We start from the raw sequence: 12,179 nt of genomic DNA on the forward strand, positions 1-12,179 counted from the left end.
CACCCAGCGATAGCAATAACCTGGAGTTGGGGTTAGGCTGCGTTCAAGAGAAATTTCGTAAATTGAACCGGGTTGTAACACACCTGAACCATCGTAGGAACTGGTTCACCCGGATTTTGTATCGTAGATTACAAAATGTCCCTTCTCCTGCAACTTTCCACAATTCAAAACACAACTTAATAGACAAAAAACTTAACAATCAGAAGCCTTACGATCGCTGATTTGCTGCGAATTCTGAGAAACGCACCGTGATACACTGAAGGGCGAATTGCTAATAGTAAGCACGATTACTAATCGGAATTTTTGGGAGATCAGATCTCATGCGGGACGCGGTGACGAGCCTCATTAAAAACTACGACAGCACAGGTCGATATCTCGATCGCAATGCGCTAGACACCCTCAAAGCCTATTTCGATAGCGGCACCGCTCGCACTCAGGCAGCCGCCGTGATCAATTCCAATGCTGCATCGATCGTGCGTCAGGCAGGGTCGCAGCTTTTTGAAGAAATTCCTGAACTCATTCGTCCGGGTGGTAATGCCTACACCACGCGCCGCTATGCCGCCTGTCTGCGCGACATGGACTACTACCTGCGCTATGCCAGCTATGCCCTGGTTGCAGGCAGTATGGATGTGCTAGATGAGCGCGTTTTGCAAGGGTTGCGTGAAACCTACAATTCGCTCGGTGTGCCGATCGGTTCCACGGTGATTGGCATTCAGATCATGAAAAATATTGTGAAAGAGCAAGTTGCTGCTGCGGGCATAGAAAATGCGGCGATCGTCGATCAGCCCTTTGACTACATGACCCGCGAACTCAGCGAACAGGATGTGTAATCAGAGCTGGACTGAGCATCGTCTAGACGCATGCCTATAGCAAAACCAAACGCAATGAAATCAAAGGGCATTTCTGAAATGAGATGTCCTTTTTTATTTGTAATAAAAATACTCGAATTGCAGCTGAGTGGGCACAATATCGGTAGGGTTCGCTGCCAAACACTGAACAAGAAGGCTAACCTTGTAAAATTTCCGCTTCGACTCACCAGAATTAATAAAGTTTACGGCGATTTTTCGTAAAAGCACTTGTCTGAAGGGCAACTTGATCGCCGATACTTTTACCTAGTGGCTTGCTTTAAGCTGTAGTTGTCATCCCTTGAAGATGCAATGTACTGACGTTGTTATGCACTACTCCGGCTGCTTTAGAACCAGATTTCGGTTCTGCCTGAGTTAGCCACCCGTTAGCCCACCCTGTTAGCCCTACCGTACTAGCCCTACGATCGACGACCTGAGAGGCAATTTTTATGGCAGTTCCCATCTCCCCCGCGTCCCTGGCAGCAAAACCGATTACCTTTGGCACAGATGGCTGGCGTGGCGTGATTGCCGCTGATTTCACCGTTGAGCGACTGCTGCGCGTTGCACCTCTCGCTGCCCATGCATTAGCCGACACCTACGGCAGTAACGGCAGTCGTCTGATTATTGTGGGATACGATCGCCGCTTCCTCTCCGAAGAGTTTGCCAGAGTCACCGCAGAAGCGGTTCAAGCTGCCGGATACGAAGTCTTGCTTTCGGAAACCTACGCGCCAACTCCGGCTTTTAGTTTAGCCGCCAAGCAGCTTAACGCGCTGGGTGCATTGGTCATTACTGCTAGCCACAACCCAGGCATTTATTCAGGGTTAAAAGTCAAAGGTGCGTTTGGGGGATCAGTACCGCCGGAAGTAACCCAAAAAATCGAGGCGAAGCTCAAGGAAACGCCTGCCGCCCTCGCTGCTCCTGCCGATCCGCTTCCTTCACTACAAACCTTTGATCCCTGGAAAAATTACTGCAATACGCTGCGCGCTCAAGTCGATATTGGAGCCATTCAAACTGCGCTGCGCTCGGGTCAGCTCACTGTCTTTGCCGATGTCATGCACGGGGCAGCGGCGGGCGGATTAGCCCGTTTGCTTGATGCACCAATTCAGGAGCTAAACAGCAATCGCGATCCCTTGTTTGACGGTGGCGCACCCGAACCCCTGCCTCGCTATATCCCGACGCTGCTCGATCGCCTGAAACAGCCCCATGACAATCTTGCCGTTGGCTTAGTGTTTGATGGCGACAGTGATCGCGTGGCTGCGGTAGACGGACAGGGTAATTTCCTCAGCTCTCAAGTCTTGATTCCCATTTTGATCGAGCACCTGGCAGTACGACGGGGCTTTACAGGTGAAGTGATTAAAACGATCAGCGGCTCCAACCTGATTCCAAAAATCGCCCAACTCTACAACCTGCCCCTGCACGAAACGGCGATTGGTTACAAGTACATTGCCGATCGAATGCTGGAAACGCAAGTGCTCCTGGGCGGCGAAGAGTCGGGCGGCATTGGCTATGGGCATCATATTCCCGAACGCGATGCGCTGCTGTCTGCTCTGTATTTGCTGGAGGCGATCGTTCAGTCTGGAAAGGACCTGAGCCATCTCCATCAGACTTTGCAGCAAAAAACGGAATACGCCTCAACCTACGATCGCATCGATCTTCCCCTCGCCAGTATGGAGGTGCGTGCCCGCTTGCTGGAACAGCTCAAAACCCAGCCCCCTACTGAAGTTGCCGGACAAGGCGTGGTTGACTGTCTAACGATCGACGGATACAAACTTCAGCTTGCCGATCAAAGCTGGCTCCTGATTCGATTTAGCGGCACGGAGCCTGTACTGCGCCTCTACTCTGAAGGACTGACCGACGATCGAGTTCAGGCAAATCTTTTATGGGCAAAGGACTGGGCAAACGCGATTTCCGGTTAAAGGCGCAAGGTCGATTAGCTGATAAAAAACAAAAAAGGGGCTTAATGCCCCCTCTTTGAGATATCACTTTCAGAACTTAATCAATTAGAACTGAAAGTAACCAATAAAACTGCGATCAACTTACTTGATCGACACTTTACCGCCAGCCGCTTCGATCGCTTTCTTAGCTTCTTCGGCTGCTTCCTTAGCCACAGCTTCTTTCACAGGCTTGGGCGTTGATTCCACCAGATCCTTCGCTTCCTTCAGACCCAGACCCGTCAGTTCACGGACTGCCTTCAGCACGGCAATCTTCTTATCTGCCGGAACTTCGTCCAGAATCACGTCAAATTCGGTCTTCTCTTCAACTTCCTCAGCCGGAGCTGCTGCACCTGCGCCCGGAGCCATCATCATCATGCCACCAGCCGGAGCCGCCGCACTTACGCCAAAGGCTTCTTCAATTTGCTTGACCAGTTCAGACGCTTCCAGCAGCGTTAGGGTCTTAAGCTGGTCTAGAATTGCATCAGTTTTTTCAGACATTCGCTCAACTCCTAGAGTGATTTAGTAAGTGAAACTTTTCGGTCTTTTCGATCGAGATCCGCCTAGATCTAAACCTAATCGACCTAAAACTAAGCTGCTTCTTGCTCTTTATCTTTATCAGCAATCGCTTGCAGTGCCCGCGCTAGTCCACCAGGAACTTCGTTGATGCCAACCGCCAGCTTGGTTGCCACACCATTGATCGCCCCAGCAATTTGAGCGATGAGCTGCTCTTTCGAGGGTAGATCAGCGATCGCCTTCACATCGTCCTCGCTGAGCAAGCGACCTTCCATTGCGCCACCGCGAATCACAGACTTCTTTGTGACTCTTTGGAAATCCTGGTATGCCTTCAGTGCGCCGCCAATATCATCTTTTAGCAGCAGGAATGCAGAGGACTCTTTTGCAATTTGGCCCAGTGGCTGCCAGTTCGTGTCGTCCTGGACTGCCATCCGCATCAACGTGTTTTTCGCCACCTTACAATCGCCGCCCTTCGGACGTAGCCGCCGCCGCAGATCGGTAATTTCAGCAACAGTCAGGCTTTTGTAGTCGATCACCACTGCAAGCTGGGACTGACTCAGGCTTTCCTTCAGTTCTGCAACAAGCGCCTTTTTATCTTCCAGCGTTCTTCCCATTCGTTTCTCACCTCCTTAAGTCATTAGTAAAGAACAAACCCATTCGTGCCGTTATTCCCACCGATAAAAGCATGAAAGCTCTAGACACAAAAAACCCCGAACAGCGTGCCGGGGTTCAAGTGAGTTAAACTCACTATTTCATCGACCATCGATCGCGATGGAAGAAGAGAACCTCGGCAGGAAATTAAGCATAATGCGCCTGCTGTCTACGGCTGTGATTTAGTTGTGGGAATTTGGCAAACTTGTGACTCCTGCAAGTCCTTCTTAGTTTAGCGCGTCATTAAGCTGCATCTGCCTTCAGATCTCGCAGCGCGTTGATATCAACTTCGATCGACGGACCCATTGTGGCAGAAACATACATTGTTCGCCAGAAACGTCCTTTTGCCCCTGAAGGGCGGTTGCGATCGATCGTTTCTTGCAGTGTCTTTAGGTTCGTCAACAGATCTTCCGGCGAGAAGGATGCTTTGCCAAACAAAACGTGAACAATTCCCGTTCGGTCTGCCCGGAACTCTAGTTTTCCAGCTTTGAATTCAGAAATCGCCTGAGCGACATCAAACGTCACCGTACCACCTTTAGGCGACGGCATCAAGCCGCGAGGACCCAGCAACTTACCCAACCTTGCGACCTGAGGCATGACATCTGGCGTTGCGACCAGTACATCGAAGTCCATCATGCCTTTCTGGATCTGGTCGATCAGCTCCTCAGAACCATAGATATCTGCGCCAGAGCTTGAAGCTTCTGTAACTTTTTCGCCCCGTGCAATCACCGCAACACGAACCACCTGACCTGTTCCCTTCGGCAGTGCAACGGTTGTCCGAAGCTGCTGGTCTGTGTACTTGGGGTCAATTCCGAGGCGGATGTGCGCCTCTGCCGATTCTGAAAACTTTGCGGTTGCCGTTTCCTTTAAAAGCTGAAGAGCTTCAAGCGGCTGGTAAGGACGTTCCTCAACCTTTTGCTTGAGTTCCTGTAAACGCTTCGATACTTTTTTAACCATGTCTTACACTCCTGGGGTAATTGCGAGGAGTTTCCTCTCCCCCGATAGAATTTTCGTCAGTCTGATTTATCAGTCTGAAATGAGGGTTGAAGCAAGTTCGTCTTGAACTTTCTAGTCAACGATCGTCACGCCCATATTGCGAGCGGTTCCTGCAACAATTTTCATCGCTGCATCAATATCATTTGCATTTAAGTCAGGCAGCTTAGTTTGAGCAATCTCTCGGAGCTGCGCCTGCGTGATGGAACCAACCTTTTTCTTGTTTGGCTCACCCGAACCTCGCTCAATTCCAGCTGCTTTGGTGATCAAAACCGAAGCCGGAGGTGTTTTGAGAATGAACGTAAAGCTGCGATCCTCAAAAACGGAGATTTCTACCGGAACCACAAGACCTGTTTGATCAGCAGTTCTCGCATTGTATTCCTTGCAGAACATCATGATGTTGACCCCGTGCTGACCGAGAGCCGGACCGATCGGGGGAGCAGGGTTTGCTTTTCCTGCCGTAATTGCCAACTTAATAATCGCTACAACTTTCTTAGCCATTGAAAACTAGCTCTGCTTTTGAACCTGATTAAATTCAAGCTCGACGGGCGTATCTCGACCAAAAATCGATAGCAACGCCTTCAGCTTGCTGCGCTCTGGAGTCACCTCAATCACTTCGCCCTCAAAGTCCTTAAATGGACCTGATAGCACCACGATTTTGTCACCCGTTGCCATATCAATCTTGACAACTGGCTTTTGCTCCTGCGCCTGCTTAAAGATCCGTTCGACCTCTGCTGCACCAAGCGGCAAAGGTTTCACATGACCTCTTCCCCGCCCGTATCGTCGCTTTTGCTCTGCGCCCACAAAGTTAATTACGTTTGGCGTATTTTTGACAACCTGCCAAGTGTCGTCATCCATAACCATTTTAATTAGCACGTAGCCTGGAAAAACCTTTTCAGCTCCTTCCTTCGGCTTGCCTGCTTTCGTGGGCTTGAGGATTGGCGTTTGGGGAATCTCGATTTGCAGGATGCGATTCGCAACATCCAGGGTTTCGATTCGCTGCTCTAGATTGAGCTTGACGCGATTTTCGCACCCCGACGCAACCTGCACGGCAAACCAGCGAGGTGTCCCTTGGGGAGTGGACTCATCTTCTGTGTCCTCGCTTTGCTGTAAAAGATTATCAGCTTCGTCAGATGAAAGAGCCATTAGAACACCTGGCTAGCAGCCCAACCAAATAATTGATCAACAAAATAGATCAGCGTTGCAGAGAGCGTGACCATCAAAATGACTGCGACCGACTCACTAATGAGCTGCTGGCGTGAGGGCCATACAACCTTATCTAATTCTTCTCTTGTCCCTTTAACAAACTCAACGGGATCAAATCCTGCTTTTCCCGTCTCCGCTTTCCTGACTTCTTTAGACTCTTTAGCAGCGTCTTTAGAGTCTTTTGACATTTTTTGAGCCTTAGCTTCTGTCTCGTCTTTCTTTGCCACAGCCCTTTGTCGCCTCATTCAAAAGGGTTCATTTCCTGCTTTTCAGCGAATCCTTAACCTTCATCAATTGAAAGAAATCAACTGAAAGAAATAGAACCAGCGCGCCCTGGAGGACTCGAACCCCCGACATCAGGTTTTGGAGACCTGCGTTCTACCAACTGAACTAAGGACGCACGCGGTTAAGGTTGATTTGGGAATGCCTTTCCTAGTCTAGCAGCAAAGAGCGATTGGTAACTAGCTTGTCAGAAATCTAACGGGGGAGTGCAAACTGCATTTTTCCTGCAACTTTCTGCAAACTGGGCGAGCCACCAATCACAAATGCTTGCGATCGCAGAAACTCGACTATTCCAGAGGGCGATCGAACCGCTGCTTGAGGCGAGTGGCTTTACCCACCCGTTCACGCAAGTAGTACAACTTTGCCCGCCGGGCTTTACCGCGACGTATGATCTTAATGTTGGCAACTCGCGGTGAGTGGAGCAGAAAAACCCGCTCTACGCCAACGCCCTGAAAAATGCGACGCACGGTAATCGTGTGGTTGATCCCGCCCCGACGGATGGCAATGACTGTACCTTCGTAGGGCTGAACCCGCTCTTTGCCGCCTTCTTGAATTCGTACTCCGATCCGAACTGTGTCCCCAACATGGATGGTGGGGAGATCTTGCTTTAAGTGTTCCGCTTCAATCGAGCGGATAATCTCCTGCGCGTTCATCAGACCCCAGCAAAACTCACAATTGCTTATCATAGCCTGGAGAGAGGGAAAAGTCTAGGGATTGGTTTACGAGTGGGGAGTGTTTTGCGAATGAGGAACGGTTTGCCTACGGGGGGCCGGGTGAAAGGGTGAAATTGGGGGGAGGGTTGGGACGACTTTTACAATGGGAAACGATTCGGGGATGGTTGAGATGGAACGATCAGTAATGCTGTCTAGTTTTGAGCCGCTTTTAGGGCAGCCTCAGGCGATCGAGCTTCTTACTCGTGCAGTGACTCAGGGGCGGATTGCGCCTGCCTATTTATTTGCTGGGGCTGCGGGAGTGGGGCGGAGTTTGGCAGCAAGCTGCTTTGCAGAGCTGTTACTGGCGCGTCAGCCATTAGAGCCGATTTCTGAGGGATTGAGGCAGCGAATTCGTCAGCGCAATCATCCTGATTTGCTGTGGGTGGAGCCAACTTATTTGCATCAGGGAAAGTTTCTTTCTGCGGCTGAGGCGGTGGAGTTGGGGATTAAACGTCGATCGCTGCCTGAAATTCGGCTGGAGCAGATTCGGGAGGTTGCTCGGTTTTTGAGTCGTGCGCCGCTAGAGGCTCGTCGATCGGTGATTGTGCTAGAGCAGGCAGACCGTATGGCAGAAGCCGCTGCAAATGGACTGTTAAAGACGCTGGAGGAACCAGGACAGGCAACGCTGATTTTGATTGCGCCCAGCCCAGAGTCCTTATTACCCACCTTAGTGTCTCGCTGTCAGCGAGTTCCGTTTTATCGACTGGACAGGGAGACGATCGCGCAAATTCTGACGCAGGTAGGACAAGGGGAAATCTTGAACCATCCCGAAATTTTGACGCTGGCGCAGGGGAGCCCGGGGGAGGCGATCGTTCACTGGCAGCAGCTTCAGACCGTTTCGATCGAGCTACTTCATGCTGCAACGGCTATTCCTGTCAGTCTCAAAGATGCCCTTGATCTTGCACGTCAGATTGTTCGCAGCCTGGATGGCGAAACTCAGCTTTGGCTGGTGGACTATTTGCAGCAGCATTACTGGCAACAGCAACAGCCCTACTATTTGTCTCTGCTAGAAAACACCCGCCGAATGCTATTGCAGTATGTGCAGCCTCAGCTGGTGTGGGAGGTAACACTAATGAAAATGCAGGAATTTGCTGGCTGAGAACCTGAAATCAAGAAGAAATTCCCCAGGTTTGGTAGGGGTGCTTTGACAGATAAGCGTTATAGTAGCGCGGGTCTTGCGTCACTTCTTCGCGAATCCAATCAGGAAGCTGTAGGGGGTAATCAGCGTTGGGGAGTTCGACTTCTGCCATGATGAGTCCCTGATTTTCGCCGTGGAATTCATCAATTTCCCAGACTAGGTCGCCGCTCGCCAGACAATGCCGCACCTTCTCAATTTGGGGGCGATCGCAGAGCGTATCGAGCAACTCAGTTGCATCAGTGACTGGGATGGGATATTCATATTCAGCGCGACCGATGCCAACTGACTCACCCTTGATCGTAATGTAAGCCTGCTCCCCGGCGATTCGCACCCGAACGACGCGCTCTTTCGTCGCTAAAATATAGCCCTGACGGTAGGGGGTCGCAGTAGCCTTTGATCGCCAGCTATCACCCTGCACTAAAAACTTTCGCTCAATCTCGATACCCATGATTGCTGTTTTCCTTTGGTGCGCTCAATGGTTCAGAAATCGTGCTTGCTGAACCGACGACAACCCTGACGGACTACGCGATCGCGCTAGAGTCTACGCTTTTAGCAGTTGCCCTACTGGGGCAGAACAAGATACAGCACGACAAACTGGGTTTGCAACGATCGCGCTTTTTCTGGGGGATTGCGTTTGGCTGGGTTGCGATCGCGGCGGCGGCAGGGGGAACCTGTCACGGTTTTGCCCCAATTTTAACGCTATCGCTTTTGAATCGCCTGTGGACGTTGACGGGTTATGCGATCGGCTGCGCTAGTTTTTTTATGCTGCTGGGGGCAACTTTCAGTACATTCGCGGGATGGATTCGTTGGGTGGCAATTGTGGCAATCGGCGGTAAGTCAGCTCTATATCTGGCGCAGGTGGGACAGTATCAGCAATTTGTGCCGATGGCGATCGATTATGGGTCAGCAATGCTCGTGGTGGTGCTGCTGCAATGGGTGCAGCTTCAACGTCAGCGCAGGAGTGCAATCTGGATTAGTGCTGGAATTGGCGTTTCCATGATTGCGATCGGGATTCAGGCAACGCGGATTTCAATTGCACCTTCCTTCAATCACAATGATTTGTATCATCTGGTGCAAATGGTGGCTTTGTACCTGCTGTATTGGGGCGCGAGGATTTTGAAGGATCGCTAGTCGATCGCTCAATGCTGCTCACTCACTGACCGTTTGAGCAAAGTTCAATTTTCTAAAGTTCAATCTTCTACAGACTCCCGTACAAACTCCTCCAATTCCCCTTAAGGCAAAATCAGCGACGCGACTCTTCCTATCAGTCTTTACAATAGGAAAATGGACTTGCGGCAATTGTGCTGCTGATAATTGCCCTTTGTGGTTAGAGCCTAGTTCTTAAAGCCCTGGTTGTTGAAGCCTATGTTTGAAGCGTTATCCGATCGTCTGGATGCTGCCTGGAAAAAGCTCCGGGGGCAGGACAAAATTTCTGAGTCGAATATTCAGGATGCTCTGCGAGAAGTGCGGCGTGCCCTGCTGGAGGCAGACGTAAACCTTCAGGTGGTGAAGGATTTTGTCGCAGACGTGCAGACAAAGGCACTGGGCGCGGAAGTCATCGCGGGCGTGAATCCAGGTCAGCAGTTTATCAAGATTGTTTACGACGAACTCGCTGGCTTGATGGGCGAAACGAACGTTCCTCTGGCAGAAGCCGATACCGCTCCGACGATCGTGCTTATGGCAGGTCTTCAGGGAACGGGTAAAACGACGGCTTCGGCAAAGCTGGCTCTGCACCTTCGCAAGCAAAATCGCAGCACAATGCTGGTAGCAACTGACGTTTACCGTCCTGCGGCAATCGACCAGCTCATCACGCTGGGTAAGCAGATTAATGTACCCGTGTTTGATCTGGGCAAAGATGCAAACCCGGTTGAGATTGCGCGGCAGGGCGTTGAAAAAGCGAAGGCAGACGGCGTTGATACGGTGATTATCGACACGGCGGGTCGCTTGCAGATTGACCAGTCGATGATGGCAGAGCTGGCACAGATCAAGGACACCGTGAAGCCTCACGAAGTGCTGCTGGTCGTGGACGCGATGACCGGACAGGAAGCTGCCAACCTGACGCGCACCTTTCACGAGCAGATTGGGGTTACAGGCGCGATTTTGACCAAGATGGACGGCGATACGCGAGGTGGGGCAGCCCTGTCGGTGCGGCGCATTTCCGGTCAGCCGATTAAATTTATTGGCGTGGGAGAGAAGGTCGAGGCACTTCAGCCCTTTTATCCCGATCGCATGGCGCAGCGAATCCTGGGCATGGGCGACGTGCTGACGCTGGTAGAAAAAGCACAGGAAGAAGTTGATCTGGTAGAAGCAGAAAAGCTTCAGGAAAAAATTCTTACTGCCAAGTTTGACTTCACCGACTTTTTGAAGCAGACTCGCCTGATGAAAAACATGGGCTCGCTGGCAGGCATCGTCAAGCTGATTCCGGGAATGGGCAAGCAAATTTCCGAAGACCAGCTCCGCCAGGGCGAAGAACAGCTCAAGCGGGTGGAGGCAATGATTAGCTCCATGACGATCGAAGAACGGCGCGACCCGGAACTGCTAGCAGGTTCTCCCAGCCGTCGGCGGCGAATTGCGAAAGGGGCAGGCTACAAAGTCGAAGATGTGAGCAAGCTAATCAGCGATTTCCAGAAAATGCGGATGCTGATGCAGCAAATGGGTCAGGGCAACTTCCCCGGAATGGGAATGCCAGGCATGGGCGGAATGGGGGGTCTTTTTGGCGGCGCACCTGCGGGCAACCCAGGCAATGCACCCCCTCCAGGCTGGCGCGGCTATCCGAGTGGGGCATCGGGTAAGAAGAAGAAAAAAGAGAAGAAGCGCAAAGGATTTGGCTCTTTGTAGGCGGGCTGTGGGCAGACTGTAAGCGGACTGTGGGCAGACCCTAAGTAGACACTAAACAGACTGTAGCAAGGTGTAAATTCCTGAATATCAGAAGAACATCTCGTGATAGGCTCATAGCTGGAGGGTTAATTGCACCCGATGTCTTGTGCCTTCCGCAGAAGGCAATATCACAAGGGACACCATAATATTTTGTTTGTTTTTTCCCTGAACTGACTTCACGAAGATTCGTTTCATGGGTTCATTCAGGTCGTCATTGTCTGCAATAAAACTGAATTAAGGTATCACCAGGAGCGATCGGAGATATGGGCGTCATTGGTAAATTAATCGGCGGAATCTTCGCTTTCTTAGGCGGCATTTTTAAGAGCGTGGGCAAGATTGTAGGCGGGGGCAAATCTGGCTATTACATGGAGGCAGAACCCCTCTCGGCAGGGGCATCGGCTGAGCCTGCAAAGCAAGGAGCAGCAAAGCCTGAACCCACCAAAGCTCCGGCAAAAGTCGAAGCAGCAAAAGCAGAAGCGACAAAGGCAGCAACAAAGGTAGAGGCAAAGGCAGCAACTGCGGTTCAAGGGGCTCCGGCAAAGGGTAATCTTGCTCCGGCTCCGCTTGAAACCGTCAAAGCGGCGATCACAGAGGCTCCGGCAAACGGCTCGGCTCCAGCAAACGGCAAGACGAACGGTAAAAAGTCGCGCAAGGCGGAAGCCGCAAGCCTGCCTGAGCCAGTCAAAACGGCTGCGACCGAACCTAAAACGGATCAAACCTTTGCCCCTAACTATCTGATTCAAACGAGCGGCAGTCGTCGTCGTCCGGGTCCGAGCATGGACTATTTCCGCAATATTGCCAAGCAGGTTAAGAACTAAGCGATCGAGTCAGCTTCGCCGTTCTGAAGTGATCTTGATCTGATTTATCTGATAGGCAGCAAGGGGCGATTGTCCCTTGTTTTTTTTGGGCTTGTTTCTTGTTTAGGAATGAAACGCGATTTTCAAAGTAGGTCGATTGCTAAGGGGGCAAAGCTTCCCCCATTGCTGACTACAAAGCTGACTACAAACTCGCAAAAGAGGGAAACAGG

Annotated in this window: 14 protein-coding genes, 1 tRNA gene and 1 other annotated feature; of the genes, 6 read left to right on the forward strand and 9 right to left on the reverse strand. The window is 51.2% G+C overall.

What is annotated here, in order from left to right:
• Positions 1-320 precede the first annotated feature (320 nt).
• Together apcB and H6F80_RS16725 are read left to right on the forward strand one after the other, a co-directional pair.
• Positions 321-830: an allophycocyanin subunit beta gene (apcB, locus tag H6F80_RS16720; RefSeq protein ID WP_190792660.1), complete on the forward strand. Its 510-nt coding sequence runs from the start codon at positions 321-323 to the stop codon at positions 828-830.
• A gap of 464 nt (positions 831-1,294) precedes the next feature.
• Positions 1,295-2,761 (forward strand): phosphoglucomutase/phosphomannomutase family protein, encoded by a 1,467-nt coding sequence (locus H6F80_RS16725; protein ID WP_190792661.1) that lies wholly within the window; start codon positions 1,295-1,297, stop codon positions 2,759-2,761.
• A 120-nt stretch (positions 2,762-2,881) separates the two neighbouring features.
• Here the strand turns inward: H6F80_RS16725 and rplL are convergent, their stop codons facing one another.
• The 8 genes from rplL to rplS form a co-directional block, all read right to left on the reverse strand.
• On the reverse strand, positions 2,882-3,277 hold the full coding sequence (gene rplL, locus H6F80_RS16730) for a 50S ribosomal protein L7/L12 (protein ID WP_190792662.1): 396 nt from the start codon (positions 3,275-3,277) through the stop codon (positions 2,882-2,884).
• A gap of 89 nt (positions 3,278-3,366) precedes the next feature.
• Positions 3,367-3,906: a 50S ribosomal protein L10 gene (gene rplJ / locus H6F80_RS16735; protein WP_190792663.1), complete on the reverse strand. Its 540-nt coding sequence runs from the start codon at positions 3,904-3,906 to the stop codon at positions 3,367-3,369.
• Positions 3,907-3,985: 79 nt separating this feature from the next.
• Positions 3,986-4,136 (reverse strand) — a sequence feature (ribosomal protein L10 leader region).
• Between the two features lie 50 nt (positions 4,137-4,186).
• Positions 4,187-4,900 carry a 50S ribosomal protein L1 gene (gene rplA / locus H6F80_RS16740; protein WP_190792664.1) on the reverse strand — a complete coding sequence of 238 codons (714 nt, stop codon included), beginning with the start codon at positions 4,898-4,900 and terminating at the stop codon, positions 4,187-4,189.
• Positions 4,901-5,011: 111 nt separating this feature from the next.
• Entirely contained in the window at positions 5,012-5,437 is a 426-nt protein-coding gene (gene rplK / locus H6F80_RS16745; RefSeq protein WP_190792665.1) for a 50S ribosomal protein L11, read from the reverse strand.
• Positions 5,438-5,443: 6 nt separating this feature from the next.
• Entirely contained in the window at positions 5,444-6,082 is a 639-nt protein-coding gene (gene nusG / locus H6F80_RS16750; protein ID WP_190792666.1) for a transcription termination/antitermination protein NusG, read from the reverse strand.
• A complete protein-coding gene (gene secE / locus H6F80_RS16755) occupies positions 6,082-6,369 on the reverse strand; it encodes a preprotein translocase subunit SecE (RefSeq protein WP_518523599.1) in 288 nt (95 codons plus the stop codon). Before secE ends, nusG begins: the two co-directional genes overlap by 1 nt.
• 100 nt (positions 6,370-6,469) lie before the next feature.
• Positions 6,470-6,542 (reverse strand) — tRNA-Trp (locus H6F80_RS16760).
• Positions 6,543-6,711: 169 nt separating this feature from the next.
• Positions 6,712-7,110: a 50S ribosomal protein L19 gene (gene rplS / locus H6F80_RS16765; protein WP_518523600.1), complete on the reverse strand. Its 399-nt coding sequence runs from the start codon at positions 7,108-7,110 to the stop codon at positions 6,712-6,714.
• Positions 7,111-7,267: 157 nt separating this feature from the next.
• On the opposite strand from rplS, the gene holB reads away from it, so the two are divergent.
• Positions 7,268-8,236, forward strand: coding sequence for a DNA polymerase III subunit delta' (gene holB / locus H6F80_RS16770; RefSeq protein WP_242067409.1), 969 nt, complete (start codon positions 7,268-7,270; stop codon positions 8,234-8,236).
• A 10-nt stretch (positions 8,237-8,246) separates the two neighbouring features.
• Here the strand turns inward: holB and H6F80_RS16775 are convergent, their stop codons facing one another.
• Positions 8,247-8,723: a CYTH domain-containing protein gene (locus tag H6F80_RS16775; protein ID WP_190792667.1), complete on the reverse strand. Its 477-nt coding sequence runs from the start codon at positions 8,721-8,723 to the stop codon at positions 8,247-8,249.
• A gap of 2 nt (positions 8,724-8,725) precedes the next feature.
• Here H6F80_RS16775 and H6F80_RS16780 point away from each other — a divergent pair, with 2 nt between their 5' ends.
• From H6F80_RS16780 to H6F80_RS16790, 3 genes are all read left to right on the forward strand, one after another.
• Entirely contained in the window at positions 8,726-9,406 is a 681-nt protein-coding gene (locus tag H6F80_RS16780; RefSeq protein WP_190792668.1) for a DUF6962 family protein, read from the forward strand.
• 234 nt (positions 9,407-9,640) lie between these two features.
• Positions 9,641-11,113 (forward strand): signal recognition particle protein, encoded by a 1,473-nt coding sequence (gene ffh, locus H6F80_RS16785; protein WP_190792669.1) that lies wholly within the window; start codon positions 9,641-9,643, stop codon positions 11,111-11,113.
• A gap of 302 nt (positions 11,114-11,415) precedes the next feature.
• Positions 11,416-11,970: a hypothetical protein gene (locus H6F80_RS16790; protein ID WP_190792670.1), complete on the forward strand. Its 555-nt coding sequence runs from the start codon at positions 11,416-11,418 to the stop codon at positions 11,968-11,970.
• Positions 11,971-12,179: the final 209 nt, after the last annotated feature.

It is taken from the genome of Leptolyngbya sp. FACHB-711, assembly GCF_014695615.1.
GTDB lineage: Bacteria > Cyanobacteriota > Cyanobacteriia > Elainellales > Elainellaceae > Leptolyngbya_A.